General features: G+C 60.3%; 22 protein-coding genes. 8 read left to right on the forward strand and 14 right to left on the reverse strand.

Features of this window, described 5'->3' with window-relative positions:
- Positions 1-46 precede the first annotated feature (46 nt).
- Positions 47-1,393: a metalloprotease PmbA gene (pmbA, locus tag NL64_RS11895; RefSeq protein WP_034148277.1), complete on the reverse strand. Its 1,347-nt coding sequence runs from the start codon at positions 1,391-1,393 to the stop codon at positions 47-49.
- Between the two features lie 108 nt (positions 1,394-1,501).
- Here pmbA and yjgA point away from each other — a divergent pair, with 108 nt between their 5' ends.
- Positions 1,502-2,026, forward strand: coding sequence for a ribosome biogenesis factor YjgA (gene yjgA, locus NL64_RS11900; RefSeq protein WP_034148278.1), 525 nt, complete (start codon positions 1,502-1,504; stop codon positions 2,024-2,026).
- 115 nt (positions 2,027-2,141) lie between these two features.
- Here the strand turns inward: yjgA and tldD are convergent, their stop codons facing one another.
- The 8 genes from tldD to mreB form a co-directional block, all read right to left on the reverse strand.
- On the reverse strand, positions 2,142-3,584 hold the full coding sequence (gene tldD, locus NL64_RS11905) for a metalloprotease TldD (protein ID WP_034148279.1): 1,443 nt from the start codon (positions 3,582-3,584) through the stop codon (positions 2,142-2,144).
- A gap of 18 nt (positions 3,585-3,602) precedes the next feature.
- Entirely contained in the window at positions 3,603-4,451 is an 849-nt protein-coding gene (locus NL64_RS11910; RefSeq protein WP_034148280.1) for a carbon-nitrogen hydrolase family protein, read from the reverse strand.
- A 154-nt stretch (positions 4,452-4,605) separates the two neighbouring features.
- A complete protein-coding gene (locus NL64_RS11915; RefSeq protein ID WP_034148281.1) occupies positions 4,606-8,409 on the reverse strand; it encodes a YhdP family protein in 3,804 nt (1,267 codons plus the stop codon).
- A 75-nt stretch (positions 8,410-8,484) separates the two neighbouring features.
- Positions 8,485-9,942 (reverse strand): ribonuclease G, encoded by a 1,458-nt coding sequence (gene rng / locus NL64_RS11920; protein WP_008008603.1) that lies wholly within the window; start codon positions 9,940-9,942, stop codon positions 8,485-8,487.
- A 57-nt stretch (positions 9,943-9,999) separates the two neighbouring features.
- A complete protein-coding gene (locus NL64_RS11925; RefSeq protein ID WP_034148282.1) occupies positions 10,000-10,596 on the reverse strand; it encodes a Maf family protein in 597 nt (198 codons plus the stop codon).
- 44 nt (positions 10,597-10,640) lie between these two features.
- Positions 10,641-11,132, reverse strand: a complete 492-nt coding sequence (mreD, locus tag NL64_RS11930) for a rod shape-determining protein MreD (protein WP_034148283.1) — start codon at positions 11,130-11,132, stop codon at positions 10,641-10,643.
- Positions 11,132-12,274: a rod shape-determining protein MreC gene (gene mreC / locus NL64_RS11935; RefSeq protein ID WP_080757955.1), complete on the reverse strand. Its 1,143-nt coding sequence runs from the start codon at positions 12,272-12,274 to the stop codon at positions 11,132-11,134. The genes mreD and mreC overlap by 1 nt, the downstream gene beginning before the upstream one ends.
- A 142-nt stretch (positions 12,275-12,416) precedes the next feature.
- Positions 12,417-13,454: a rod shape-determining protein MreB gene (mreB, locus tag NL64_RS11940; RefSeq protein WP_002555108.1), complete on the reverse strand. Its 1,038-nt coding sequence runs from the start codon at positions 13,452-13,454 to the stop codon at positions 12,417-12,419.
- A 211-nt stretch (positions 13,455-13,665) separates the two neighbouring features.
- Between mreB and gatC the strand changes: the two genes are divergently transcribed.
- From gatC to NL64_RS11970, 6 genes are all read left to right on the forward strand, one after another.
- On the forward strand, positions 13,666-13,953 hold the full coding sequence (gatC, locus tag NL64_RS11945; protein WP_007901429.1) for an Asp-tRNA(Asn)/Glu-tRNA(Gln) amidotransferase subunit GatC: 288 nt from the start codon (positions 13,666-13,668) through the stop codon (positions 13,951-13,953).
- 16 nt (positions 13,954-13,969) lie between these two features.
- Positions 13,970-15,421: an Asp-tRNA(Asn)/Glu-tRNA(Gln) amidotransferase subunit GatA gene (gene gatA, locus NL64_RS11950; RefSeq protein ID WP_034148285.1), complete on the forward strand. Its 1,452-nt coding sequence runs from the start codon at positions 13,970-13,972 to the stop codon at positions 15,419-15,421.
- A gap of 10 nt (positions 15,422-15,431) precedes the next feature.
- On the forward strand, positions 15,432-16,877 hold the full coding sequence (gatB, locus tag NL64_RS11955) for an Asp-tRNA(Asn)/Glu-tRNA(Gln) amidotransferase subunit GatB (RefSeq protein WP_034148286.1): 1,446 nt from the start codon (positions 15,432-15,434) through the stop codon (positions 16,875-16,877).
- A 187-nt stretch (positions 16,878-17,064) separates the two neighbouring features.
- The gene (locus tag NL64_RS11960; protein ID WP_034148287.1) at positions 17,065-17,436 is read left to right on the forward strand and encodes a septal ring lytic transglycosylase RlpA family protein; all 372 of its coding nucleotides are present in this window, start codon (positions 17,065-17,067) and stop codon (positions 17,434-17,436) included.
- A 50-nt stretch (positions 17,437-17,486) separates the two neighbouring features.
- Positions 17,487-18,545, forward strand: coding sequence for a calcium/sodium antiporter (locus NL64_RS11965; RefSeq protein WP_034148288.1), 1,059 nt, complete (start codon positions 17,487-17,489; stop codon positions 18,543-18,545).
- Positions 18,542-18,922, forward strand: coding sequence for a carboxymuconolactone decarboxylase family protein (locus NL64_RS11970; RefSeq protein WP_034148289.1), 381 nt, complete (start codon positions 18,542-18,544; stop codon positions 18,920-18,922). The genes NL64_RS11965 and NL64_RS11970 overlap by 4 nt, the downstream gene beginning before the upstream one ends.
- Positions 18,923-19,078: 156 nt before the next feature.
- Here the strand turns inward: NL64_RS11970 and NL64_RS11975 are convergent, their stop codons facing one another.
- The 5 genes from NL64_RS11975 to kdgD all read right to left on the reverse strand — a co-directional run bounded on the left by NL64_RS11975 (position 19,079) and on the right by kdgD (position 25,757).
- Complete coding sequence (locus tag NL64_RS11975; RefSeq protein ID WP_034148290.1) at positions 19,079-20,020, reverse strand: AEC family transporter; 942 nt, start codon at positions 20,018-20,020, stop codon at positions 19,079-19,081.
- Between the two features lie 210 nt (positions 20,021-20,230).
- Positions 20,231-21,784, reverse strand: coding sequence for a galactarate dehydratase (gene garD, locus NL64_RS11980; RefSeq protein ID WP_034148291.1), 1,554 nt, complete (start codon positions 21,782-21,784; stop codon positions 20,231-20,233).
- Between the two features lie 11 nt (positions 21,785-21,795).
- The gene (locus NL64_RS11985) at positions 21,796-23,166 is read right to left on the reverse strand and encodes an MFS transporter (protein WP_034148292.1); all 1,371 of its coding nucleotides are present in this window, start codon (positions 23,164-23,166) and stop codon (positions 21,796-21,798) included.
- A gap of 172 nt (positions 23,167-23,338) precedes the next feature.
- The gene (locus tag NL64_RS11990) at positions 23,339-24,784 is read right to left on the reverse strand and encodes an aldehyde dehydrogenase family protein (protein ID WP_034148293.1); all 1,446 of its coding nucleotides are present in this window, start codon (positions 24,782-24,784) and stop codon (positions 23,339-23,341) included.
- A gap of 61 nt (positions 24,785-24,845) precedes the next feature.
- Positions 24,846-25,757 carry a 5-dehydro-4-deoxyglucarate dehydratase gene (gene kdgD / locus NL64_RS11995; RefSeq protein WP_007976489.1) on the reverse strand — a complete coding sequence of 304 codons (912 nt, stop codon included), beginning with the start codon at positions 25,755-25,757 and terminating at the stop codon, positions 24,846-24,848.
- Between the two features lie 376 nt (positions 25,758-26,133).
- Between kdgD and NL64_RS12000 the strand changes: the two genes are divergently transcribed.
- Complete coding sequence (locus tag NL64_RS12000; RefSeq protein WP_034148294.1) at positions 26,134-26,508, forward strand: hypothetical protein; 375 nt, start codon at positions 26,134-26,136, stop codon at positions 26,506-26,508.
- The last annotated feature ends 50 nt before the right edge of the window (positions 26,509-26,558 follow it).

Consider the following 26,558-nt stretch of genomic DNA (forward strand, 5'->3'; position numbering starts at 1 on the left):
GCGCCACCCGATGGGTGGCGCGCCTTTGTGTAAGGCGGGGGGACGGTTAGCTACCCGCCACCGTCATCCGCTCGATAAGCACCGAGCCCGTGCGAATGTTGCTGCGCAGTTCCAGGTCATTACCGACGGCGACGATCTGCTTGAACATGTCGCGCATGTTGCCGGCGATGGTCACTTCCTGCACTGCGAACTGGATCTCGCCGTTCTCGACCCAGTAACCCGCCGCACCACGGGAATAATCACCGGTGACCATGTTGAGGCCCTGCCCCATCAGCTCAGTTACCAGCAGACCACGCCCCATGCGCCGCAGCAAGGCAACCTGGTCTTCATCGCCATGGGTGACGAACAGGTTGTGCACGCCGCCAGCGTTGGCGGTGCTCGGCATGCCGAGTTTGCGACCCGAGTAAGTGCCGAGAATGTAGGACACCAACTCGCCTTTTTCGACGAACGGTTTTGCGTAAGTCGCCAGGCCATCGCCATCGAACCCGGCACTGCCCATGGCCCGCATCAGGTGCGGACGCTCGTCGATGGTCAGCCATTCCGGAAACAGCTTTTGCCCCAGCGTGCCTTCAAGGAACGACGATTTGCGGTACAGGCTGCCACCGGAAATGGCCGACAGGAAACTGCCGAACAAACCGCCCGCCAGCTCCGCCGAGAACAGGACCGGCACTTCGCAGGTCGGCACCGGACGCGCGCCCAGGCGGCTCGCAGCACGTTGAGCGGCACGCTGGCCGATGCTCACCGGGTCGGCCAGCAAGTTGCCCTGACGGTTTACGTCATACCAGTAATCGCGCTGCATCTGGCCGTCGGCTTCGGCAATCATCACGCAGCTCAGGCTGTGGCGCGTCGACGCATACCCGCCGACAAAACCGTGACTGTTGCCATAGACCCGGCAACCCTGATGCGTGCTCAAGGTGGTGCCATCGGCATTCTTGATTCGGCTGTCGGCGGCAAACGCGGCGGCTTCACAGGTCAGTGCCTGCTCGATCGCCTGCTCTGGCGTGATATCCCATTCATGGAACAGGTCGTAATCCTGCACGTCCCTGGCCATCAGCGCAGCATCCGCCAGACCCGACGCTTCATCTTCCGAGGTGTGCTTGGCGATGGCCAGTGCCGCGGCGACGGTTTCGCGAATGGCGTCCGGGCCACTGGCCGACGTGCTCGCCGAGCCCTTGCGCTGACCCACATACAAGGTGATGCCAAAGCCCTGATCGCGGTTGAATTCGACAGTTTCGACTTCGCGCTGGCGAACCGTGGTCGACAGGCCCTGCTCCAGGGACACCGCCACTTCACAGGCGCTCGCGCCCTGGCGCTTGGCTTCAGCGATGATCTGCTCGACTTGTTCTTGCAGTGCCGGCAACGCTTGTGGGCCGACGCTTTCAACTGCACTCATGCTGTTCTCCACTCAAATTCTGCTTTCGGTAACGGTCATCGAGCGACCGGGCCGGACAAGCGGCCCCCGACTGGTTATCATGGCGGCGTTTCTTTGCGGACGGCCACCATGGTTGATTCTTACGACGACTCCCTCGATACGGGAGAAAAAAGCAAATCCCAGGTTAAACGCGAGCTGCATGCTCTGGTTGACCTCGGCGAGCGCCTTACAACACTCAAGCCTGACTTGCTGGCTAAACTGCCGTTGACCGACGCTATGCGCCGGGCTCTGGCCGATGCGCCTAAGCACACCGCGAATATCGCGCGTAAACGGCACCTTCAGTTCATCGGCAAACTGATGCGCGATCAGGACACTGACGCCATTCTGGTTTTGCTCGATCAACTCGATGCCTCCACTCGCCAGTACAACGAACGCTTCCATAACCTGGAGCGTTGGCGCGATCGCCTGATTGCCGGCGACGATGCCGTACTGGAAAAATTCGTCGTCGACTACCCGGACGCGGACCGCCAGCAACTGCGCTCCCTGATCCGTCAGGCCCAGCACGAGGTTGCGCAAAACAAACCTCCTGCTTCCAGCCGTAAAATCTTCAAGTACATCCGTGAGCTGGACGAGACTCAACGCGGTCTGCGCTAAGTCTCGCCCCCTGTAGGAGCTGCCGCAGGCTGCGATCTTTTGACTTTGGATTTTCAAAAGAAAGATCAAAAGATCGCAGCCTGCGGCAGCTCCTACACAGGGGATGTGTACGTCCCTATGCGCCCGTGCCACCCACGGTGATCGCATCAATCTTCAGCGTTGGCTGGCCGACACCCACCGGCACCGACTGCCCATCCTTGCCACACGTCCCCACACCGCTGTCCAGCGCCAGATCGTTGCCGACCATCGACACTTTGCTCATGGCTTCCGGACCGTTGCCGATCAGCGTCGCGCCTTTGACCGGCGCAGTAATCTTGCCGTCTTCGATCAGGTACGCCTCGCTGGTGGAGAACACGAACTTGCCGCTGGTGATGTCCACCTGACCGCCGCCGAGGTTGGCGCAGTAGATGCCGCGCTTCACCGAAGCAATGATTTCTGCTGGATCGCTTTCACCGCCGAGCATGTAAGTGTTGGTCATACGCGGCATTGGCAGGTGCGCGTAGGATTCGCGACGACCGTTACCGGTACGCGCCACACCCATCAGGCGGGCGTTGAGCTTGTCCTGCATGTAGCCTTTGAGTACGCCGTTTTCGATCAGCGTGGTGCACTCGGTCGGGGTGCCTTCGTCGTCAACGCTCAAAGAACCACGACGACCGGCCAGAGTGCCATCATCGACAATGGTGCAGAGCTTGGACGCGACCATCTCGCCCATGCGTCCGCTGTAAGCCGAACTGCCCTTGCGGTTGAAGTCGCCTTCCAGACCGTGGCCGACCGCTTCGTGCAACAGCACGCCGGACCAACCGGAACCGAGTACCACCGGCAACGTACCGGCCGGCGCCGGAATGGCTTCGAGGTTGACCAGTGCCTGACGCAGCGCCTCACGGGCATAGCTCATGGCACGGTCTTCAGCGAGGAAATAACGGTAATCGGTACGACCGCCACCGCCATGGCCACCGCGTTCGCGACGGCCATTCTGCTCGACGATCACGCTGACGTTGAAGCGCACCAGCGGGCGCACGTCCGCCGCCAGACCACCATCGGTGGATGCCACCAGAATCCGTTCCCAGACACCGGCCATGCTCACGGTGACTTGCTGGATACGCGGATCCAGGGCGCGTGTGGCAGCATCAATGCGCTTGAGCAAATCGACTTTCTCGGCGCGGGTCAGCACTTCGAGTGGGTTGTCCGGCCCGTACAACTGCGCCACATCCTGAGTGGTGAACGCTTGCACGGTGCCGTTCTGTCCGGCGCGGGAGATCGAACGCGCGGCACGGGCCGCTGCGCCCAAGGCTTCCAGGGTGATGGCATTGCTGTAGGCGAAACCGGTCTTCTCACCGGATTGCGCGCGAACGCCCACCCCTTGGTCGAGGTTGAAGCTGCCTTCCTTGACGATGCCGTCTTCCAGCGCCCAGGACTCGGAAATCTGCCCCTGGAAATACAGGTCGGCGGCATCGATGCCCGGGCCGGCCAGATCGCCGAGCACACCTTGCAGGCTCTCGATCGTTACGCCGCCAGGCGCCAGGAGGTGTTCACTGACTGAGGACAACAACTCGCTCATATGCTTTACGCCTTAAATTCATCGTTCTGATGCAGGTCGCTGGGCGCCCTGCGAGAAAAAGCGCCGGTGAGTGGACACCGGCATCCGCGCCCGGATGGACGCCTGTTCGCTGCTGTCTACTTCGGCCAGCAGCACGGCCTCGCCTTGATCCTGTTGCGCCAGCACCCGGCCCCACGGATCGATGATTGCCGCGTGACCCCAGGTTTCCCGGGGGCCCGGATGGGTTCCGCCCTGGGCGGCTGCGAGCACATAACATTGTGTCTCGATGGCTCGCGCGCGAATCAGCACATCCCAGTGCGCCGCGCCGGTCACCGCGGTAAAGGCCGACGGTGCGGTAATCAGCTGCGCACCGGCAGCACGCAATTCGCTGTACAGCTCCGGAAAGCGCAGGTCATAACAAACCGTCAAGCCAACTCGGCCCACCGGCGTATCCGCTACCACGACGCCACTGCCATAAGCATAGTCATCGGATTCGCGATAACGCCCGCGATTGTCGGCCACGTCCACGTCGAACAGGTGCAGCTTGTCGTAACGCGCCACCGTTTCGCCGCGATCATCGACCAGCAACGAGCAGGCATGCACCTTGGCCGTCGGTTGACCAACCGGCGGCAACGGCAACGTGCCGGCCACTATCCATAACTTGAGGTCGCGTGCGGTCTGTTTCAACCAGGGCAGAATCGGGCCTTCGCCCAGTGCTTCGGCGCGGCCGATGTCGGCGACATCACGCCGGCCCATGGCGGCGAAGTTTTCCGGCAGCACGGCAAGCTTCGCTCCACCCGCCGCCGCCTGCTCAAGCAAGCGTCGGGCCTGGGCCAGATTGGCCAGCACATCGCTCTGGCTGACCATTTGAATCACCGCTACAGACATAGCCTTTTCCTGATCGGATCAACGCATAACTGTAGGAGCTGCCGCAGGCTCGGGCCGCGTTCGGACGATCTTTTGATCTTGTTTAAAAACCCAAAAGATCGCAGCCTGCGGCAGCTCCTACAAGGGAGTTACGGTCATGCTACTCCATGGCTTTTCAAAAAGGTTTGTCGTAAGTGATTTGCGGTTCTTTCCAAGGTCCCTTGACGGTGTACTTCACGCTGGCGAAACGGGACACGCGGTCACCGATCAGCTTGTCGATCAGGAACAGCGCCCCGCCAACGGCCGGCGCGCCGACGATCAGTGCGGCAATCGGCAGGTTGTTGGTCACCGGCAAGGTCACCAGCAGTTTCGCGTCAATCTGATCGGCCACCATGTTCAGGGTGCCGTCGAGTTCGATGGTGCTCGACGGGCCTGTCAGGCGGATCGGTTCACGGGTGACATAGACGCCGTTGTTGGCTACCAGCAGGCCTTTGACCCGGTCATAGCTCAGGCCTTTGCCGAACAGGTCGGAGAAGTCCAGGCGCAAGCGGCGGCCAATGGAGTTGAAGTTGAGCAGGCCGAACACACGCAAGGCCTGGGCACTGCCTTCTACCTCGACAAACTGGCCTTCGTTGAGCGACGCATCCAGGGTGCCCGAGAAACGCTTGGTAGCCAGCCATGCCGGCGATCCCGGCCAGCGCCCATCGACATCCATATGGAACTCCCGGCTGGTGACACTCGGCGCAAAACCCCATCCCTTGAGCACATCCGCGAGGTTCTTGCCGCTGACCCGGCCCTTGAAGAAGCTCGTGCTGGAACCGGGTACGCCTTCCCAGCCACCACTGCCCTGCAACAAAATGCCCTTCAGGCCCATGTCCAGCGAATTGAAGGCAATCCCTTTAGCCGTCGGTCGAATCTTCAATGACCAGGCGCCGACCAGGTCATTACCCTGGTACAGCTGATTGATGGTGATATCCAACGCAGGAATCTTTGTCGGGTCCACCGAGGCCAAAGGATCCGGAGTGTTTTCGTCGGCCAGGACTTTGGGGTCAGGAGCCGGCAGACGCACGGTTTGCAGATTGATCACCATCGGCGCGGCTTTCGCATCAGGGATGCTTGCGTTGCCCTTGACCTGCTGACTGTCGAGTTGCAAGGCCCAGGCGGACGGTTTGCGTGTCAACTGCACCGATGCCTGATCCAGCGTGGTGCCGAAAGCTTTGAGTTTGCCGACCTTGACGTCCACACCACTGAGCAATTGCTTGGCACTGCCACCCGGATCCTGCCCGGCATATTTGCTCATCAGCTCCTGCCACGGTCCGACATCCAGCTCCGAGAGCTCGCCGCGTACCCGCAGGCCTTTGGTATCCGGCAACATGGCATTGCCGCTGCCCAGGAACAGCTCACCACGACCGCCGGCAAAATTGTCCTTTGGCGCGGCAAATGTGAAATTCGCCAACTCGCCGTAGTTCACCCAGTAGCGCCGCTCCGGTCCCTGCAAGGTCATGCGGAACGTCGTATCACGCCCCACATCCGCCGCGATCCCAAAAGGCGCCGGCAAATCAATCGCAACGCCTCTGAGATTGGAGTTGACCATCAACTGGCTGTCGGCGCCGTCCAGGGTCAGTTGCAGTTGATACGGGATCAAACCGCTCACCGGCAGCGGCTGGGTCACGTTCAGCCAGTCAGTGAGCTTCTTGACTTCGACCTGCCCCGAAGCGGTGACCCGGGTATTGAGCTTGCCCTCGCGCCCCTCGGCAAAAATCTGCGCCGTCACCGGTTTATCGAAGGCTCGCGCGCTGATGTTCTGACCACTCAACCCTTTGCTGCTGTCGAAACGGAAATCACCTTTGATCTGCGTTAGTTCAAGCGGAGGCTCAGGCAGTTTCAAACGGGCCTTTGCCGTTTTGAAGTCGACCAGGATCTTCGGCTGCTCGCCTTTGGCCAGCGGGATGTCCAGCTTCAGTTTGCCTTGCAGATCACCCTCGCCTTCCCAGCCGGCAAACGTTTCGGCCGTGCCGATCGGCGCTTCCTTGAGAATTTTCAGGCCATCGCCCAAACCGCCAGCGAACGCGCCATCGAGAAACAGATGACTGTTCTGCCCAGCAGGCACGTGGGGGATATTGACGTAAATATCGCGGACCTGGGTATCGAGCAACTGCCCCTGACTTGCCAGAATCCGCACGCCGCTGTCCTCAACGAACACATCACCGGTGACCTTGCTGACATGCGGCCAGCCAGGCTGGAACGCCAGCTCGGCATCGTGAACCTTGAAAAACAGGCTGATGCTGCGGGCGGTCTCAGCCGCGCCGTGGTTCAAGGAACCTTGGTATTGGAAGAACCCTTGATCCACCGCACCTTTGAGAATCGCCGTGCGCAGCCATTCATCCAGCCCCGGGCTGAGCATCGTCGGCAGGTACTTGGCGGTGTAGCGACCGTCACCGTCAACCAGGCCGACCCGCAGGTCCATGTAGTCTTCCTGGGACTCATCGAAAAACAGGCGGATCAGGAAGTCGCCGGCGATCTTGCCTTCCTCGCCCAACACCTTCAGGTACGGCGCGATCAGGGTGAAGGCTTGTTTATCGAGCTTCCAGGTCAATGTTGCGTTGGCCTGAATGTATTGCCATGGCTTGGCGAATATCGGGTCCAGGTGCAGCATGAAATCCTTGCTGTCCATGCGCAATTCGCCATGGCCCAGGTCGCCGCTGATGCTGCCTGTGACATTGCGCGCCGCCGGAGCGCCGTGATAGGCATCAAAACCGACCCGGTCGAGGTTAGCGGCAAAGCTGAACTTGCTGTCGTCGGTGGCATTGGGCCGCACGTCGATCAACACGTTACGCAGGCCGCCGATGACCTTCAGTTTCTCGACGGTCTTGGCGAAACCCTCAGGCAATGGCGCCAGCGCATTGAGCACGGGTGTCAGCGGTGTGAGGTCGAGGCGGTCGGCTTGCAGATGCCAGAGTTCTTCGGACTTGTCCGAGGCAGCGGTTTGCCTGAGTTGCAGGCGCGATTCCCAGCGTGTTTCACCAAGGTTCATGGCCAGCGAGTCGACTGTTACCAACATTCCCTCGGCGCTGCGCTGGAAATAGCCGTTGAGCGCCAGATTGTTGATCTGGATCGGCTTGCGCTCGGAATAGGCACCCTTGAGTTGCGGCGCATTCAACCGCACGGCTGCGCTCTGCAAGGCGCCCTTGCCCCAGGTTGCCCACAACTCGCCCCCGGCCTTGATCTCGGCGAAATTCCATTGCTGGGTCAGGGTTTCAGGCAGCCATTTCGACCAGTCGCTTTGCGGCAGACTCACATAAACATCCGCTTCGCCCTCTTTCCATTGGCTGGCGCGAATACGGCTACGCAGGCTCACAGACAATGGCTGGCCATCGGGCAGGGTCAAGCGCGCATCGAGTCGCTGACGGGAAGGACCGGTCTTCAGATTCAGGCCGACGTACGTCAAGGTCAGCGGCGATTCGCCCCACGGCTGCAACGTGATCTGGCTGTCGAGTACCGACAACTGTTGAATCATTTGCATGCGATTGAGCAACTGCTCCGGGTCGAGGGGCTGATCGTCCTTTACCGGCAAGCCTTCCAGTGCCCAATTACCATCATCGCCTTGTTTCAGGCTGATCTTCAGACCATTGAGTTCCAGATGGGCAATGCGTACTTCACGTGCCAGCAGACTGTCCCAAAGGTCCGGTACCGCGCGTACTTTTTCCAGGTGCAGCGCGTTGGCACCCTCGCCGACCGTCACGTCGTGCGCCGACAAAATGGGCGCAAAGCCACTCCAGTCGCCTTTCAACTCGCCGATTTGCAGCGGCATGCCCAAGGCCTCGCTGGCCTTGGTTTCGATTTCGCCGCGATACTCCGCCACCAACGGCGCCAGTTCCCGGCCAAGGCTGACGTACAACGCCATCAACACCAAAACCAACGCGCACAGGCCCAGACCCCAACGGGTCAGCGCGGCCAAAATGCGTGTCAGACGGTCCATGTCAGTTGGCTCCCATGGCAAAAGTGTTGCAAAAAGCTGAGGCCAGCCGTTCAGGAAAAGTTGAAACCCAGCGAATCAGAGCAACACCACGTCGTATTGTTCCTGGGAATACATGGTTTCCACCTGGAACCGAATGGTGCGCCCGATAAACCCTTCAAGTTCGGCGACGTTGCCCGATTCTTCATCGAGCAGTCGATCGACGACTTTCTGGTTCGCCAATACACGATAGCCTTCCGCCTGATAGGCGCGAGCCTCCCGAAGGATTTCGCGGAAGATTTCGTAGCAAACGGTTTCCGGAGTCTTCAACTTGCCGCGACCCTGACAGCTGCTGCACGGTTCGCACAGCACCTGTTCGAGACTTTCGCGGGTGCGCTTGCGCGTCATCTGCACCAGGCCCAACTCGGTGATGCCGATGATGTTGGTCTTGGCGTGATCGCGTTCCAGTTGCTTCTCAAGGGTGCGCAGTACCTGGCGCTGGTGCTCTTCATCTTCCATGTCGATGAAATCGATGATGATGATCCCGCCGAGATTGCGCAGGCGCAGCTGACGAGCAATCGCGGTCGCCGCTTCGAGGTTGGTCTTGAAGATGGTTTCTTCGAGATTGCGATGCCCGACGAACGCCCCGGTGTTGACGTCGATGGTGCTCATGGCTTCCGCCGGATCCACCACCAGGTAACCACCGGACTTCAGCGGGACTTTGCGCTCCAGGGCTTTCTGGATTTCGTCTTCGACGCCATACAGGTCGAAAATCGGCCGCTCGCCCGGGTAGTGCTCCAGACGATCGGCGATTTCCGGCATCAGCTCCGCGACGAACTGCGTGGTTTTCTGGAAGGTTTCCCGCGAATCGATGCGGATTTTCTCGATCTTCGGGCTCACCAGGTCACGCAAGGTGCGCAGCGCCAGACCGAGGTCTTCGTAGATCACGCTTGGCGCGCTGATGGTTTTGATTTGTTCGTTGATCTGATCCCAGAGCCGCCGCAGGTAGCGGATGTCCATGAGGATCTCATCGGCCCCGGCACCTTCAGCCGCGGTACGCAGGATGAAACCACCCGCCTCCTTGATGCCTTCTTTGGCGACGCAATCGGTGACCACCTGCTTGAGGCGCTCGCGCTCGGCTTCGTCTTCGATTTTCAGCGAAATGCCAACATGCGCGGTGCGCGGCATGTACACCAGATAGCGCGACGGGATCGACAGCTGCGTAGTCAGCCGCGCACCTTTGGAGCCGATCGGGTCCTTGGTGACCTGCACCACCAGGCTCTGGCCTTCGTGCACCAGCGCGCTGATGCTCTCCACCGCCGGGCCTTCGCGCAGGGAGATTTCCGAAGCATGGATGAACGCGGCGCGGTCCAGACCGATATCGACGAAAGCGGCCTGCATGCCGGGCAATACCCGCACGACCTTGCCTTTATAGATGTTGCCGACGATCCCGCGCTTTTGCGTGCGCTCGACGTGGACCTCTTGCAGGACACCGTTTTCAACCACCGCCACACGCGATTCCATCGGCGTGATGTTGATCAGGATCTCTTCACTCATGGCAGGGTCTCGTTCAGGCATGTTCACGATAATGGCCGCATCTCGTCAGTACGACGCTTAACGCGCGTTATGGGTTTGCCAACAGGGTATGCCGAAATGGCCGAGCAGTTCTGCGGTTTCGCACAGCGGCAGTCCAACCACCGCCGAGTAACTTCCATTGAGCCCGGCGACAAACACCGCACCCAGTCCTTGAATTCCATAACCACCCGCCTTGTCCTGCGGCTCGCCGCTGGCCCAGTAGGCGGCCGCCTCATCGCGACCGACAGGGCGAAAACGCACCAGACTGCGCACCACCCGTGACTCGCAGCGCTCGCCGTCAAGCACGGCAATGGCTGTCAGCACTTCATGTTCTTGTCCCGCCAACATCATAAGCATGGCGCAAGCGTCAGCTTCATCAACCGGCTTGCCGAGAATTTTCCCGTTCAGCACTACGGCGGTGTCGGCGCCCAGCACGCAAAATTCTGCGTCGGACACGACCGTACCGCGCCCGGCTTCGGCCTTGCCGCGCGCGAGGCGTTCGACATAGGCCGAGGGGGATTCATGCGATAGAGGGGTTTCATCGATGTCCGCACTGATCGCGGAGAACGGCACGCCGATCTGCGTGAGCAGTTCACGCCGACGCGGCGAGCCTGAAGCGAGGTAAAGCATTTTCATCAAGACATCTCCCTTGTCGTGGTGTGGGCAAATGCCTGACCGAATCAGTTGATTTTGTAGCGTCGACGCAATCCGCGCAAACCGAAGCTGATCCACGGCCAGAGCAAGGCACTGACCAGTGCCGGCAACACCAGTGCCAGCGTCGGCTGACGATTGCCGGTCAGGGCGCTGAGCCACAACTGAACCAGTTGCGCCAGACCGAAGATCACCAGGATCACCAGGCTCTGTTGCCACATCGGGAACATCCGCAGGCGTTGTTGCAATGCCAGCACGAGGTAGGTGATCAGCGTCAGGATCAAGGCGTTCTGGCCCAGCAACGTGCCGTAAAGCACATCTTCCGCCAGGCCCAGGCACCACGCGGTGACCATCCCGACCTTCTGTGGCAGGGCCAAGGCCCAGAATGCCAGCAGCAAGGCGAGCCACAGCGGGCGCAGGATTTCCATGAATTGCGGCAACGGCGAAACACTGAGCAACATGCCGACGGCGAATGTCAGCCAGACCATCCAGCCGTTTCGGGAGGCTTTGACACCGACCATTATTCTCGTCCCCCAGTATTAGCCGGCGCGGAGACAGGCGGTTTGGCAGCCGGTTTAACGGCAGCAGGTTGAGCGGCCGGTGGCTTGGCGGCTGCAGGTGCGGAGGCTGGCGGCTTGGCAGCGGCGGGATGTGTGGCAGTTGGCTTGGCCGGTGTGGCCGCAGCCGGTGTGCTTGCTGGAACCGCCGGGGCTGCCGGGGCTGCAATGGCCGCCGGGACGATGGCCGGTTTCGGCACGGTCGCCGGCATCATCGGCCCACCACCTTGCGCATCCAGACTCTCCTGAGCCTGGGCGGCATCGTTGGCGCGTTCTTCCGGAGTACGGGTGTCGCTGAATACCAGCAGCAGGTAACGGCTGCGGTTCAGTGCAGCAGTCGGTACGGCACGGACAATGGCAAACGGCTGGCCGGAGTCGTGAATCACTTCCTTGACCGTGGCCACCGGATAACCTGCAGGGAAACGCTGACCCAGGCCGGAACTGACCAGCAGATCACCCTCCTTGATGTCGGCAGTGTCCGCCACGTGACGCAATTCCAGGCGTTCCGGGTTGCCGGTGCCGCTGGCAATCGCCCGCAGGCCGTTGCGGTTGACCTGCACTGGAATGCTGTGGGTGGTATCGGTCAACAGCAGCACGCGCGAGGTGTACGGCATCAATTCGACCACCTGGCCCATCAGCCCGCGGGCATCAAGCACCGGCTGACCGAGAACCACACCGTCGCGCTCACCTTTGTTGATGATAATGCGATGGGTGAAGGGGTTGGGGTCCATGCCGATCAACTCGGCCACTTCGACCTTCTCGTTGACCAGGGCTGAAGAGTTGAGCAACTCGCGCAGCCGAACGTTCTGCTCGGTGAGGGCGGCAAGTTTTTGCATGCGGCCCTGCAACAGCAGGTTTTCAGTCTTGAGTTTTTCGTTTTCGGCGACGAGTTCGGTCCGGCTGCCAAACTGGCTGGCCACACCTTGCCATAGCCGCTGCGGCAGGTCGGTGATCCAGTACGACTGCATCAGCACCAGCGACATTTGGCTACGCACTGGCTTGAGCAGTGTGAAGCGGGCATCGACCACCATCAGCGCGACCGAAAGCACGACCAGCACCAACAAGCGCACGCCCAGTGAGGGACCCTTGGTGAAAAGCGGTTTAATAAGCCGCTCCTCCCAGGCAAATGTTCTCTTTATTCATACGGCATCAAACCGGCCTGGATGCAGACGACAGAAGATAAACGCGAACAGGCAGCACTGCAAAGTGCCGCCTGCGCGCTCAACAGCATAGAGGCAATCCGGCGACTTATTCGCTGGAGAGCAGGTCCATGGTGTGTTTATCCATCATTTCCAGAGCACGGCCACCGCCGCGAGCAACGCAGGTCAACGGGTCTTCGGCGACGATCACCGGCAGGCCGGTTTCCTGGGCCAGCAACTTGTCGAGGTCACGCAGCAAGGCGCCACCACCGGTCAGCACCAGGCCACGTTCGGCGATGTCGGAAGCCAGTTCCGGAGGCGATTGCTCCAGGGCGCTCTTCACGGCCTGAACGATGGTAGCCAGGGACTCTTGCAGAGCTTCCAGCACTTCGTTGGAGTTCAGGGTGAATGCGCGTGGAACGCCTTCGGCCAGGTTACGGCCACGAACGTCGACTTCGCGAACTTCGCCGCCCGGGTAGGCTGTACCGATTTCCTGCTTGATGCGCTCTGCAGTCGACTCGCCGATCAGGCTGCCGTAGTTGCGACGCACGTAGGTGATGATCGCTTCGTCGAAGCGGTCGCCGCCAACCCGTACGGATTCGGCGTAAACCACACCGTTCAGGGAGATCAGCGCGATTTCGGTGGTACCGCCACCGATATCCACAACCATCGAGCCGCGAGCTTCTTCAACCGGCAGGCCGGCACCGATCGCAGCGGCCATCGGCTCTTCGATCAGGAATACTTCACGGGCACCGGCACCGAGGGCCGATTCACGGATGGCACGACGCTCAACCTGGGTGGATTTGCACGGAACGCAGATCAACACGCGAGGGCTAGGCTGCAGGAAACTATTTTCGTGAACCTTGTTGATGAAGTACTGCAGCATCTTTTCGCAGACGCTGAAGTCGGCAATCACGCCGTCCTTCATCGGACGAATGGCAGCAATGTTGCCCGGCGTTCGGCCCAACATGCGCTTCGCTTCGGTGCCGACAGCGACGACACTTTTCTGGTTACCGTGTGTCCGAATGGCCACAACGGAGGGCTCATTCAGGACGATACCGCGCTCGCGCACGTAAATAAGGGTGTTGGCAGTGCCCAGGTCAATGGAAAGATCGCTGGAAAACATGCCACGCAGTTTCTTGAACATGGGAAAGGGACCCTAGGCAACGCGTGGGTAAAAAAGTGCGGCAAACTCTAACAACGACAGGGATTTTGGGCAAGGCGCCAATATGTTAAATTGGCCGCTTTTCTGTGCACCAAGCCCCACAATCGCGGCCTTATGACCGTAGAAGTGCGGTAGTGTTCCGACAATCTAACACACGGACGCCGTCCGTTCTGTTTTCCACTGGAGAATCCCAATGGCGCTTGAACGCTCCGACGTGGAAAAAATCGCTCATCTGGCCTGTCTGGGCCTCAATGATGCCGATCTTCCACACATCACTTCGGCCCTAAACAGCATTCTCGGGCTGGTCGACGAAATGCAGGCGGTCAATACCGACGGTATCGAGCCGCTCGCCCACCCACTGGAAGCCAGCCAGCGCCTGCGTGCAGACGTCGTGACCGAGACCAATCACCGCGAGGCTTACCAGTCCATCGCACCAGCGGTCGAAAACGGCCTGTACCTGGTTCCGAAAGTCATCGACTAAAGGGAAAGAGCCTGCAATGCATCAATTGACTCTGGCCGAGATCGCCCGCGGACTCGCCGATAAAAAGTTTTCCTCCGAAGAGCTGACCAAAGTCCTGCTGGCGCGCATCGCCCAGCTCGATCCACAGCTCAACAGTTTCATCAGCCTCACCGAAGACCTGGCGCTGTCGCAGGCGAAAGCCGCTGACGCCCGCCGGGCCAATGGTGAGAGCGGCGCCCTGCTCGGCGCGCCGATCGCCCACAAAGACCTGTTCTGCACCCAGGGCATTCGCACCAGCTGCGGCTCGAAGATGCTCGACAACTTCAAGGCTCCGTACGACGCCACCGTCGTCGCCAAGCTGGCTGCTGCCGGCGCCGTGACCCTGGGCAAGACCAACATGGACGAATTCGCCATGGGTTCGGCCAACGAGTCGAGCTACTACGGCGCGGTGAAAAACCCGTGGAACCTGGAACACGTCCCGGGCGGTTCGTCCGGCGGTTCGGCGGCAGCCGTTGCCGCTCGTCTGTTGCCTGCCGCTACCGGCACCGACACCGGCGGCTCCATTCGTCAGCCCGCTGCGTTGACCAACCTGACTGGCCTGAAACCGACGTACGGTCGTGTTTCGCGCTGGGGCATGATTGCCTACGCCTCCAGCCTCGATCAGGGCGGACCGATGGCACGCACCGCCGAAGACTGCGCGATTTTGTTGCAAGGTATGGCCGGCTTCGATCCGAACGACTCCACCAGCATCGATGAGCCCGTGCCGGACTACAGCGCCAGCCTCAACGGCTCGCTGCAAGGCCTGCGCATCGGCGTGCCGAAAGAGTATTTCAGCGCCGGTCTCGACCCGCGCATCGCCGAGCTGATCCACAACAGCGTCAAGGAGCTGGAAAAGCTCGGCGCCGTGGTCAAGGAAATCAGCCTGCCAAACATGCAGCACGCGATCCCTGCGTACTACGTGATCGCCCCGGCGGAAGCCTCGTCCAACCTGTCGCGTTTTGACGGCGTGCGTTTCGGCTACCGCTGCGAAAACCCGGTCAACCTGATCGACCTGTACAAGCGCTCCCGTGGCGAAGGCTTCGGCCCGGAAGTGCAGCGCCGGATCATGGTCGGTGCCTACGCGCTGTCCGCCGGTTACTACGACGCCTACTACCTGAAGGCGCAGAAGATCCGTCGCTTGATCAAGAACGACTTCATGGCGGCCTTCAACGAGGTCGACATCATCCTCGGCCCAACCACGCCGAACCCGGCCTGGAAGCTCGGCGCCAAGAACAGCGACCCGGTCGCCGCGTACCTGGAAGACGTCTACACCATCACCGCCAACCTCGCGGGCCTGCCAGGTCTGTCGATGCCGGCCGGTTTTGTCGATGGTCTGCCGGTCGGCGTGCAATTGCTCGCTCCGTATTTCCAGGAAGGCCGCTTGCTCAACGTTGCGCACCAGTATCAGTTACACACTGACTGGCACACTCGCACCCCAACCGGCTTCTGAGGAGACACACATGCAATGGGAAGTCGTGATCGGGCTGGAGATTCATACCCAGCTCACCACCCGGTCGAAAATCTTTTCCGGTAGTTCCACCACCTTCGGTTCCGAGCCGAACACCCAGGCCAGCCTGATCGACCTGGGCATGCCCGGCGTATTGCCGGTGCTGAACCAGGAAGCGGTGCGCATGGCGGTGATGTTCGGTCTGGCGATTGACGCCGAGATCGGCCAGCACAACGTGTTCGCCCGCAAAAACTACTTCTACCCGGACCTGCCCAAGGGCTACCAGATCAGCCAGATGGAATTGCCGATCGTCGGCAAGGGCCACCTGGACATCGCCCTCGAGGACGGCACGGTCAAACGTGTCGGCATCACCCGCGCGCACCTGGAAGAAGACGCCGGCAAAAGCCTGCACGAAGAGTTCAACGGTGCCAGCGGCATCGACCTGAACCGTGCCGGCACGCCGTTGCTGGAAATCGTTTCCGAGCCGGACATGCGCAGTGCCAAGGAAGCCGTGGCTTACGTCAAGGCGATCCATGCGCTGGTGCGTTACCTGGGGATTTGCGACGGCAACATGGCCGAAGGTTCGCTGCGTTGCGACTGCAACGTTTCGATCCGTCCAAAAGGCCAGGTCGAGTTCGGCACCCGCTGCGAGATCAAGAACGTCAACTCGTTCCGCTTCATCGAGAAGGCGATCAACAGCGAAATCCAGCGCCAGATCGAACTGATCGAAGACGGCGGCAAGGTGATCCAGCAGACTCGCCTGTACGATCCGAACAAAGACGAAACCCGTCCGATGCGTAGCAAAGAGGAAGCCAACGACTACCGTTACTTCCCCGATCCGGACCTGCTGCCGGTGGTCATCGAGAACTCGTTCCTCGACGACGTACGCGCCACCCTGCCGGAGTTACCGCCGCAGAAACGCGAGCGCTTCCAGGAGCAGTTCGGTCTTTCGGTCTACGACGCCAGCGTTTTGGCCACCAGCCGCGAACAAGCCGATTACTTCGAGAAAGTCGCGAGCATCGGCGGCGACGCCAAACTGGCGGCGAACTGGGTGATGGTCGAGTTGGGCAGCTTGCTCAACAAGCAAGGCCTGGACATCGAAGAGTCGCCGGTATCCGCCGAGCAACTGGGCGGCATGCTGCAGCGCATCAAGGACAACACCATCTCCGGCAAGATCGCCAAGGTGGTGTTTGAAGCGATGGCCAACGGCGAAGGCAGTGCAGACGAAATCATCGACAAGCGCGGCCTCAAGCAAGTAACCGACACCGGCGCCATCTCGGCGGTGCTGGATGAAATGCTTGCGGCGAACGCCGAGCAGGTCGAGCAATACCGCGCGGCAGACGAAGCCAAGCGCGGCAAGATGTTCGGCTTCTTCGTCGGCCAGGCCATGAAAGCCTCCAAAGGCAAGGCCAACCCGCAACAGGTCAACGAACTGCTGAAAAGCAAACTCGAAGGCTGATGAGAATGGAGCCAGCCCAACACACTGGCTCCATTCCCTGTGGCGAGAGAGCTCGCTCCCGCTGGTCTGCGAAGCAGACCCAAACAGGTCACCGCATTTTTTCAGAAAATGTGTTGTCTGAGTTTGCGACCGCTTCGCGGTCGAGCGGGAGCAAGCTCCCTCGCCACAATTTTTTGGGAGCCTTCCAATGAAACGTCTACTCGGCGCCTGCGCCCTGCTCTCACTGCTCGCCGGTTGCGCCAGCACCGATACCGTCGACCCGCACGGCTACGACAAGACCGGCGTTGCTTCCTATTACGGCGCCAAACACCAAGGTAAACGCACCGCCAGTGGCGAGCGTTTCAACAAGAATTCCATGACCGCCGCCCACCGCCAGCTACCCTTCGGTACGCGGGTAAAGGTCACCAACCTGAACAACGACAAATCCTGCGTGGTCCGCATCAACGATCGTGGACCGCACACCCGTGGACGCCTGATCGACCTGTCCCATGAAGCCGCCGAACGGCTGGGCATGCTCAAGAGCGGCACCGCACGGGTTCGCGTGCAAGCCCTCGACTGACAGACGGAGCCCCGACCATTCTCGGACTAGCCGATATACCCCTGATCAACGTGATCGAATTGCTCGCCGGGCTGGTGCTGCTGATTGTTGGTGCCGAACTGATGGTACGCGCCGCTGTGCGCCTGGCCGCACGCCTGCATGTTCGACCCTTGATCATCGGCCTGACCATCGTTGCCCTCGGCAGCAGCGCACCGCAAATGGCCGTCAGCCTGCAAGCCACACTGGCGCACAACGCCGACATCGCCGTCGGCAGCGTGATCGGCAGCAGCATCTTCAACATCCTCGTGACCCTCGGGTTGTCGGCACTGATCATCCCCCTGCGGGTATCACGGCAACTGGTGCGCCTGGATATTCCGCTGATGATCGGCGCCAGCCTGCTGGTGTTCATCCTGGCCTGGAATGAAGAGCTGACCCGCGCCGATGGCGTGATCCTGCTGACGGCACTGCTGCTGTATCTGGGCCTGTTGCTGCGCCAGTCACGGCATTCAGCGCGTCCGCAGTCGAGTCATGAGCCTCGGCATGCGCCATGGTTGAAAAGCCTGCTGATGATCGTCGCCGGCCTGGCGATGCTGGTGTATGCCGGGCATTTGCTGTTGGGCGCTGCGGTGGCGGTCGCGACCGATCTGGGGCTTTCCGAGCGGATCATCGGCCTGACCATCGTCGCCGTCAGCACGTCCCTGCCGGAACTCGCTACCTCGTTGATCGCTGCATTGCGCGGCGAACGGGAAATTGCCGTGGGCAACGTGATCGGTAGCAACCTCTTCAACCTGCTGGGTGTGCTGGGCATCACGGCGTTGATTGCACCGTCGCCATTGTCGGTTTCGCCCAATGCCCTGGATTTCGACCTGCCGGTGATGCTTGGCGTGGCCGTGCTGTGCCTGCCGATGTTTTATTCCGGCTACCGCGTGACCCGCGCCGAAGGCCTGCTGTTTTTGGGTTTGTACCTGGCTTACGGGCTGCACGTGGTGTCGTTCACCACCGGCATGCCGCTGGCGGGCAAGCTTGAACACCTGATGCTGTTTTTCGTCCTGCCGGCGCTGGTTGCGTTCTTGCTGTTCACGTCGCTGCGCGCCTGGCGTCGCCAACACCACAAGAGGGAATTGCCATGACCGAGAATAAAAAATCCGGCGTTGAAGTACGTCGCCAAGTGATGGGCGACGCCTTCGTCGACCGCGCGCTGGGTAACGCCACCGAGTTCACCCAGCCGTTGCAGGATTTCGTTAACGATCACGCATGGGGCAGCGTCTGGAGCCGCGAAGGACTGCCGCTGAAAACCCGCAGCCTGATCACGCTGGCCGCGCTGACCGCATTAAAGTGCCCGCAGGAATTGAAAGGTCACGTGCGCGGCGCGCTGAACAACGGCTGCACCGTGGATGAGATTCGCGAAGCGCTGCTGCATTGCGCGGTGTATGCGGGCGTGCCGGCGGCAATCGATGCGTTTCGGGCGGCGCAGGAAGTGATTGATACTTATCAGCGACCAGCGTGAGTCATTGAAATTCGGGTTGCCTGATCTGGCCTCATCGCGGGCAAGCCCGCCCCCACAAGGTTTTTCGTTGCGAAGGAAATGTCATCAACAACTGAGAAACCTGTGGGAGCGGGCTTGCCCGCGGTGAGGCCCACTACAACACCGCAGATTCAAGAATTAGATCCACCCACCCCACTGCAACAAAAAGATCCCGATATTGGTGGTCACCGCCGCCATCAACGTGGTGATGACGATAATCGCCGCCGCCAGTTCATGATTGCCATCCGCCGCCCGGGCCATGACGAAACTGGCCGCTGCTGTCGGGCTGCCGAAGTACAGAAACAGAATCCCCAACTCCGCCCCACGAAAGCCCCAAAGCCACGCGCCGAGTGTCGCCAGAATCGGCAGGCCGAGCATTTTCACCAGGCTTGAACTGAGCGCCATCGAGCCGCTTTTGCGCATTGCCGCCAGCGACAGCGTGCCGCCGATGCAAATCAACGCCAATGGCAAAGTGGTTTGCGCCAGATACTGGCCGGACGTCTCCAGCCATCCCGGCAGGCTGATTTTGAAGTACGCAAAGGGCGCCGCCGCAAACACGCTGATGATCAGCGGGTTGATCATCACGCTTTTGCAAATGCTCCACGGGTCGGACTTGATCACCGGGCTGTAGACCGCCAGGACGATGGTCGAGAGCGTGTTGTAGAACAGGATCACCAGCGCCGCGAGAATCGCCCCGAGGGAAATCCCGTAGTCGCCGTACATGCTCGCGGCCAGCGCCAGGCCGATCACGCCGTTGTTACCGCGAAATGCGCCTTGGGTGTAGATCCCTCGGTCTTCCCGCGGACACTTGAAAATCGCCCAGCCCCAGGCAATGGCAAAGCACACCAGGGTCGCGAGGGAGAAGTAGATCAGCAGCGCCGGTTGCAGCGCGGCGTGCAGGTCGGCATGCAGGATGCCCAGAAACAGCAACGCCGGCATGGTGACGTTGAACACCAGGGACGATGCGGTGTGGATGAAATTGTCGTTGATCCAGTCGATGCGTTTGAGCAGCACCCCAAGAAACAGCATGGCGAACACCGGGGCGGTGATGTTCAGGGTTTCGAGGAAAATTGCCAGCATGCCGGAGAGGACCTTGAGGTGGGCGTCGTTAGGGGGCTAATGATAAGCCACTGACGACGTTGGCGTCTGGGAGAAAGTCTTCGCTGGCAGGCGATGAGTAACCTGTGGCGAGGGAGCTTGCTCCCGCTGGGTCGCGAAGCGGCCCCCTCCTCACTTCAAAACAGGGGACTGCTGCGCAGTCCAGCGGGAGCAAGCTCCCTCGCCACAGTCTTAAGTAATAGGCGCCGGGTTGAACAAGGTGATGTCGTTATGCAGCTTGTGCTTTTCGGCCCACGTCTTTTTCTTGCCGCTGGCCACGTCCAGGTAGTAGTGGAACAACTCCCAGCCGAGGTCCTCGATGGACGCGCGTCCGGTGGCGATGCGTCCGGCATCGATGTCGATCAGGTCGGGCCAGCGCTGCGCCAGCTCGGTTCGGGTCGACACCTTTACCACCGGCGCCATGGCCAAACCGTAAGGCGTGCCACGACCGGTGGTGAATACATGCAGGTTCATCCCCGCCGCCAGTTGCAACGTCCCGCAGACAAAGTCGCTGGCCGGGGTCGCGCAGAAGATCAGGCCTTTGTCCTTGACCCGCTCGCCAGGGCCGAGCACGCCAGTGATCGCACTGCTGCCGGACTTGACGATCGAGCCCAAGGACTTCTCGACAATGTTCGACAACCCACCCTTTTTGTTGCCCGGCGTGGTGTTGGCGCTGCGATCCGCTTCACCCTTGGCCAGGTAGCGGTCGTACCAGTCCATCTCCCGCACCAGTTCCTGGGCGACTTCCTTGGTCTGCGCGCGGGAGGTCAGCAGGTAGATCGCGTCGCGCACTTCGGTAACTTCGGAGAACATCACCGTCGCACCGGCGCGCAACAACAAATCCGAGGCATAGCCCAAGGCCGGGTTGGCGGTGATCCCGGAAAACGCATCACTGCCACCGCACTGCATGCCGAGGATCAGCTCGGACGCCGGCACGGTTTCCCGACGGCGTTGATCGAGCTTCTTCAAACGGGTTTCCGCCAGTTCCATGATCTGCTCGATCATTTCGGTAAAACCGTGGCTGGAATCCTGCAAGCGATAGAGCCACGGCTCGCTCAAATCCACCGAACTGTCGTTCTCGTGCATCACCTGCCCGGCCTGCAATTTCTCGCAACCGAGGCTGATCACCAACGCCTCGCCGCCCAGGTTCGGATTGCGCGCCAGGTTGCGCACGGTGCGAATCGGGATGTAGGCGTCGGTGGCGGTGATGGCCACGCCACAGCCGTAGCTGTGGGTCAGCGCTACAACGTCATCGACGTGTGGGTACTTGGGCAGCAATTCGTCCTTGATGCGCTTGACCGCATGATCCAGCACACCGGTCACGCATTGCACAGTGGTGGTGATACCAAGAATGTTGCGCGTGCCGACGGTGCCGTCGGCGTTGCGATAACCCTCGAAGGTGAAGCCTTCCAGCGGTGCCTGCGCGGCCGGCACTTCGGTGGACAGCGGCAGGCTGTCCAGCGGTGGCGCGGTCGGCATGCGCAGTTGATCTTCCTTGACCCAACTGCCGCGTGGAATCGGCTGCAAGGCGTAGCCAATGGTCTGGCCGTAACGAATCACCTGGCCACCCTCAGGAATGTCTTCCAGGGTGACCTTGTGGCTCTGTGGCACGAAGTCCACGGTGACCAGGCCGTCCGCAAATGCGGTGCCGGCCGGTACGCCCTGATCGTTGACCACGATCACCACGTTGTCCCGCTCGTGCAGGCGGATGTAGCGCGGCGAGTCGGAATGTTCAATCAACTGCATGACGCCGCTCCTCAGGAATGCGCTTGAGACAATTTGTTGTGAGTTTCAGGACCGCTGACCGGTGGCTCTTTGAGCACCACACGCTTGATCGGACCTACGATGACCAGATAGCTGAACACCGCGACCAGTGCGTTGCAACCGACGAATACCAACGCCCATTTGAACGAACCGGTGGAGCTGATGATGTAGCCGATCACGATTGGAGTGGTGATCGAAGCGATGTTACCGAAGGTGTTGAACAGGCCACCGCTGAGACCGGCAATCTGTTTCGGCGAAGTGTCGGACACAACGGCCCAACCCAGTGCGCCTACGCCTTTGCCGAAGAAAGCCAAAGCCATGAAGCCAACGACCATCCACTCAACATCGACATAGTTGCAGGCCACGATGCTGCTGGACACCAGCAGGCCGGCAATGATCGGTGCCTTGCGGGCGAAGGTCAGGGAATGGCCTTTGCGCAGCAGGTAATCGGAAATCACTCCGCCGAGGACGCCGCCGATAAAGCCGCAGATAGCTGGCAACGAGGCAATGAAACCGGCCTTGAGGATGGTCATGCCGCGCTCTTGAACCAGGTACACCGGGAACCAGGTCAGGAAGAAGTAGGTGATGCCGTTGATGCAGTATTGGCCCAGATACACGCCGAGCATCATGCGGTTGGTCAGCAGTTGGCGAATGTAATCCCACTTCGGACCGTCGCCCTTTTTGCCTTTGCCTTTGTCCTGGTCCATGTCGACCATGCCGCCGTTATCGGCGATGTGCTTGAACTCGGCGTCATTGATCATCGGGTGTTGGCGCGGGCTGTAGATCACCTTCAGCCAGATGCCGGAGAAGATAATGCCGATCACGCCCATGACGATGAACACGTGCTGCCAGCCGAAGCTGTAGACGATCCAGCCCATCAGCGGTGCGAACAACACGGTGGCAAAGTATTGCGCCGAGTTGAAGATCGCCGAAGCGGTGCCACGTTCAGCCGTCGGGAACCAGGCCGCGACAATGCGCGCGTTGCCGGGGAAGGATGGCGCTTCGGCCAGGCCCACCAGGAAGCGCAGCATGAAGAGCGCGACCACTGCGGTGGACATGCCGAACTCGCCGACATAACCCTGCAGCACGGTGAACAGCGACCAGGTGAAGATGCTCAGAGCGTAGATTTTTTTCGAGCCGAAACGGTCCAGCAACCAGCCACCGGGAATTTGCCCGGCCACGTAGGCCCAACCGAATGCGGAGAAGATGTAGCCGAGGGTAACGGCGTCGATGCCGAGGTCTTTTTGCAGGCTGGAACCGGCGATAGCGATGGTCGCCCGGTCGGCGTAGTTGATCGTGGTCACCAGGAAAAGCATGAGCAGGATCAAATAGCGGACGTGAGTCGGCTTCTGAGTCGATTGCATGTAGATGTACTCCCACAAATTATTTTTATGCGCGGGTGAATCTGTTTTTCCCTGTAGGAGCTGCCGCAGGCTGCGATCCTTTGATCTTGATCTTAAAAAACAAGATTAAAAGATCGCAGCCTGCGGCAGCTCCTACACGGTATCCGGCGCCACCGAGGTGGTGCCGGGTGGATCAGGAGCCGATGTAGGAGGTTTTCACGACCGTGTAGAACTCTTGCGCATAGCGACCTTGCTCACGCGAGCCATAGGATGAACCTTTACGGCCACCGAACGGAACGTGGTAATCGACGCCGGCAGTCGGCAGGTTGACCATTACCATCCCGGCCTGGGAGTGGCGCTTGAAGTGGTTCGCGTACTTCAACGAAGTGGTGGCGATGCCCGCCGACAGACCGAACTCGGTGTCGTTGGCCATGGCCAGCGCAGCTTCGTAATCGGCGACGCGAACGATGTTGGCCACCGGACCGAAGATCTCTTCGCGGCTGATACGCATCGACGCTTCGCTGTCGGCAAACAGCGTTGGCGCGAGGAAGTAACCTTCGGTATCGCAAGTCACCAGACCGCCGCCGCTGACCAGACGTGCACCTTCGGACTGGCCGATGTCGATGTACTTCATGTCTTGTTCAAGCTGCGCTTGCGAGACCACCGGACCGATGTCAGTGCCGGTTTTCAACGCGTGGCCGACCTTGATCGACTTCATGCGCTCGGCCATGGCTTCGACGAATTTGTCGTGAATCCCGGCGGTGACGATGAAGCGGCTCGAGGCGGTGCAACGCTGGCCGGTGGAGTAGAACGCGCTCTGTACCGACAGCTCGACCGCTTGCTTGAGGTCGGCGTCGTCGAGAATGATCTGCGGGTTCTTGCCGCCCATTTCCAGCTGAACTTTGGCCTGACGCGACACGCAGCTGACAGCGATCTGACGACCAACACCCACGGAACCGGTGAAGCTGATGCCGTCGACTTTCGGGCTATGGACCAGTGCATCGCCAACCACGCGACCACTGCCCATCACCAGGTTGAACACACCGGCCGGGAAGCCCGCGCGGGAGATGATTTCGGCCAGGGCCCAGGCGCAACCCGGTACCAGGTCAGCAGGTTTCAGCACGACGCAGTTGCCGTAGGCCAGGGCCGGGGCGATTTTCCACGACGGGATGGCAATCGGGAAGTTCCACGGGGTGATCAGACCGACCACGCCCAGAGCTTCGCGGGTGACTTCAACGTTGACGCCCGGACGCACCGACGGCAGATAGTCGCCGGACAGGCGCAGGCATTCGCCGGCGAAGAACTTGAAGATGTTGCCGGCGCGGGTCACTTCGCCAATGGCCTCGGGCAGGGTCTTGCCCTCTTCCCGGGCCAGCAGGGTGCCGAGCTCTTCGCGACGGGCGAGAATTTCAGTGCCGACTTTATCCAGGGAATCGTGACGCGCCTGAATGCCGGAAGTGGACCATGCCGGGAACGCGGCACGGGCGGCGTCGATGGCGGCGTTGACCTGAGCCAGGTCAGCCTTGGCGTAATCGCCGATGGTGTCGGTCAGTTCGGACGGGTTGATGTTGGCCGAGTAATCGCCACCGGCAACCCATTCGCCATTGATGTAGTTATCGAAACGCTTTGCATCTGCCACTTTAAGATCTCCTCACGCAAAAGGCCGCTGATCGCTCAGCGGCCTTACTTAATCGGATGTGTTACTGCGCACCCTGCTTGTCGATCAACGCGGCGAGCATTTCGTACTCTTCGCCGGTCAGGTCGGTCAGCGGTGCACGCACAGGACCTGCGTCGTAGCCGGCAATTTTTGCCCCGGCCTTGACGATGCTCACCGCGTAGCCAGCCTTGCGGTTACGGATGTCCAGGTACGGCAGGAAGAAGTCGTCGATGATCTTGCCAACGGTGGCGTGATCTTCACGAGCGATCGCGTGGTAGAAGTCCATCGCGGTTTTCGGGATGAAGTTGAACACTGCCGAGGAGTAGACCGGCACGCCCAGCGCCTTGTAGGCCGCGGCATAGACTTCAGCGGTCGGCAAACCGCCCAGGTAGCTGAAGCGATCACCGAGGCGGCGACGGATCGACACCATCAACTCGATATCGCCCAGGCCATCCTTGTAGCCGATCAGGTTCGGGCAACGCTCGGCCAGACGCTCCAGCAGCGGCGCGGTCAGGCGGCAGACGTTACGGTTGTAAACCACTACGCCGATGTTGACCGATTTGCACACGGCTTCAACGTGGGCGGCAACGCCGTCCTGGCTGGCTTCGGTCAGGTAGTGCGGCAGCAGCAACAGGCCTTTGGCACCCAGACGCTCGGCTTCCTGAGCGTATTCGATGGCTTGACGGGTCGAACCGCCCACGCCGGCGAGGATTGGCACGCTGGTGGCGCAGGTGTCGACGGCAGTCTTGATGATTTCCGAATATTCGCTGGCCGCCAGAGAGAAGAACTCACCGGTGCCGCCTGCGGCGAACAGAGCCGAGGCGCCGTATGGGGCCAGCCATTCGAGACGCTTGATGTAACCAGCGCGGTTGAAATCGCCCTGGGCATTGAAATCGGTGACCGGGAAAGACAGCAGGCCGGAAGAGAGGATGGACTTCAGTTCTTGTGGATTCATTATTCGAACACCCTGGGTAGCAACGTTTATGTGTGAGAAAACCGTTCAGCCTTCGCCGAAGTTGTAGGTCATCGTACAACTTAAAAAATAACCGTCAACTGCATTTCATCGCTGAGGGTGAAAATTGTTCGACAAATACTCGTGAACGCCCTGCTTCAAGGCATTTACTGGAGGCTGGAAAAATGATGGAGCTTCAGTTGATGCGAATCCGAGTGGTACGTCGTCTTAGGATTTAAAAACGCAGCGAAACCATTCGTCGAAACTGTAATTTCTATCAGTTTCGGATGGCGCATCTGAAGGGGATAACTCTCTGACTGTGAGCTTGGGTTGAGCTGCACCCCATTACGCCAGGCTCGACATTCAAAGGAGCCACATCATGGCACTTGAAGCCCCAACGCTTACACAATTCCCAACCCCAAACGCCGATCAGGAGATTGTCGTGGCGTTGTCAAAGCTCAAAGGAGATCTGGAAGTAGGCATTCCTGATTCCGCCTATTCCTCACCATTAAACGAAGCATTGGCAATCTTGAACTTGGGCAAAGGCGACCAGGAATGGCGGGGTAACAAGACCCCTACCGGACAATACAGCGAAGAAACTGACGACGTCGAAAGAACGCCAAACCTGAGAGTTTACGTCGCGAGAGAAGAGCTGGAGAGATACGTGAACAAGCCAGTCACGCTGTGTTACGAGATCGGCGGCGAGAACGAGCCACAAACCAGTGTGCCGCTGACGTTGCGCATCGAACCGTAGCTCACACCCCAATCACCGCGATGGACTTCGGCCTCCATCTGCAGATCGGC

It is taken from the genome of Pseudomonas fluorescens, from assembly GCF_000802965.1.
GTDB lineage: Bacteria > Pseudomonadota > Gammaproteobacteria > Pseudomonadales > Pseudomonadaceae > Aquipseudomonas > Aquipseudomonas fluorescens_A.

Coding starts and splice junctions, on each gene's coding strand:
- NL64_RS11910 (WP_034148280.1), bottom strand. CDS start 4,451: ATGTCTGTAGCGGTGATTCAAATGGTCAGCCAGAGCGATGTGCTGGCC.
- gatB (WP_034148286.1), top strand. CDS start 15,432: ATGCAATGGGAAGTCGTGATCGGGCTGGAGATTCATACCCAGCTCACC.
- kdgD (WP_007976489.1), bottom strand. CDS start 25,757: ATGAATCCACAAGAACTGAAGTCCATCCTCTCTTCCGGCCTGCTGTCT.
- NL64_RS11985 (WP_034148292.1), bottom strand. CDS start 23,166: ATGCAATCGACTCAGAAGCCGACTCACGTCCGCTATTTGATCCTGCTC.
- NL64_RS12000 (WP_034148294.1), top strand. CDS start 26,134: ATGGCACTTGAAGCCCCAACGCTTACACAATTCCCAACCCCAAACGCC.
- gatA (WP_034148285.1), top strand. CDS start 13,970: ATGCATCAATTGACTCTGGCCGAGATCGCCCGCGGACTCGCCGATAAA.
- yjgA (WP_034148278.1), top strand. CDS start 1,502: ATGGTTGATTCTTACGACGACTCCCTCGATACGGGAGAAAAAAGCAAA.
- tldD (WP_034148279.1), bottom strand. CDS start 3,584: ATGAGCGAGTTGTTGTCCTCAGTCAGTGAACACCTCCTGGCGCCTGGC.
- NL64_RS11925 (WP_034148282.1), bottom strand. CDS start 10,596: ATGAAAATGCTTTACCTCGCTTCAGGCTCGCCGCGTCGGCGTGAACTG.
- garD (WP_034148291.1), bottom strand. CDS start 21,784: ATGCAGTTGATTGAACATTCCGACTCGCCGCGCTACATCCGCCTGCAC.
- rng (WP_008008603.1), bottom strand. CDS start 9,942: ATGAGTGAAGAGATCCTGATCAACATCACGCCGATGGAATCGCGTGTG.
- mreB (WP_002555108.1), bottom strand. CDS start 13,454: ATGTTCAAGAAACTGCGTGGCATGTTTTCCAGCGATCTTTCCATTGAC.
- mreD (WP_034148283.1), bottom strand. CDS start 11,132: ATGGTCGGTGTCAAAGCCTCCCGAAACGGCTGGATGGTCTGGCTGACA.
- gatC (WP_007901429.1), top strand. CDS start 13,666: ATGGCGCTTGAACGCTCCGACGTGGAAAAAATCGCTCATCTGGCCTGT.
- NL64_RS11960 (WP_034148287.1), top strand. CDS start 17,065: ATGAAACGTCTACTCGGCGCCTGCGCCCTGCTCTCACTGCTCGCCGGT.
- NL64_RS11915 (WP_034148281.1), bottom strand. CDS start 8,409: ATGGACCGTCTGACACGCATTTTGGCCGCGCTGACCCGTTGGGGTCTG.
- pmbA (WP_034148277.1), bottom strand. CDS start 1,393: ATGAGTGCAGTTGAAAGCGTCGGCCCACAAGCGTTGCCGGCACTGCAA.
- NL64_RS11970 (WP_034148289.1), top strand. CDS start 18,542: ATGACCGAGAATAAAAAATCCGGCGTTGAAGTACGTCGCCAAGTGATG.
- NL64_RS11975 (WP_034148290.1), bottom strand. CDS start 20,020: ATGCTGGCAATTTTCCTCGAAACCCTGAACATCACCGCCCCGGTGTTC.